Consider the following 589-nt stretch of genomic DNA (forward strand, 5'->3'; position numbering starts at 1 on the left):
ACCCTGGCAGCCCCAACCTTTAAGCTCGAGGTAGCGATGGTCGTCGAAACGATAAACTACTTGAATAGGTTGGTCTTTAGCACTTGCTGTACAAACCAGCAACAAAGTTAATGCCACTATTATTTTAAATCCTTTCATTTATGTCCCTATTATTTAAGCTCTTCATCATTAAGAGATTTCGGCATATCCCATTGCGCAGGCCAGATATTTTCTGAGCTAACCTGTTTTACCCGCGTCCATATCACAGCGCATATGATCCCAACCCTGATAGTTTTTTACTTCGGGGATTTGTTGGGGTAAATCTTGCCAGTTGGTTTTGAATTGGGAGGTGTTTTCTTTCAGCCCGAGTTTGGTCATATAAACCATTCCCCACCCTTCCCCCGGTGCACTTGGCTTAAGAATATGATGGGCACCGTCTTCAGCGGTGAACGGTATACCAGGCCCACCGGGTAGGATACGTGGGTCTTCAAAAGGTTTCGACGACATATACAGGCTGTGCTTTGTCTGTAAAAAACCCTGATCGTTAACCACGGTGAAGGACAGAACATCTTCGTAGGAAGGCGCATTACCTCCGTCAGGCTCGTTGGAA

1 pseudogene is annotated in these 589 nt (G+C 45.8%); it reads right to left on the minus strand.

Annotated elements, in window-relative coordinates:
- Positions 1–216 precede the first annotated feature (216 nt).
- Positions 217–589, minus strand: a pseudogene (locus tag ACMHLI_RS23395) (hypothetical protein); the annotation flags it as partial.

This window comes from Rahnella inusitata, assembly GCF_965118895.1.
GTDB lineage: Bacteria > Pseudomonadota > Gammaproteobacteria > Enterobacterales > Enterobacteriaceae > Rahnella > Rahnella inusitata_A.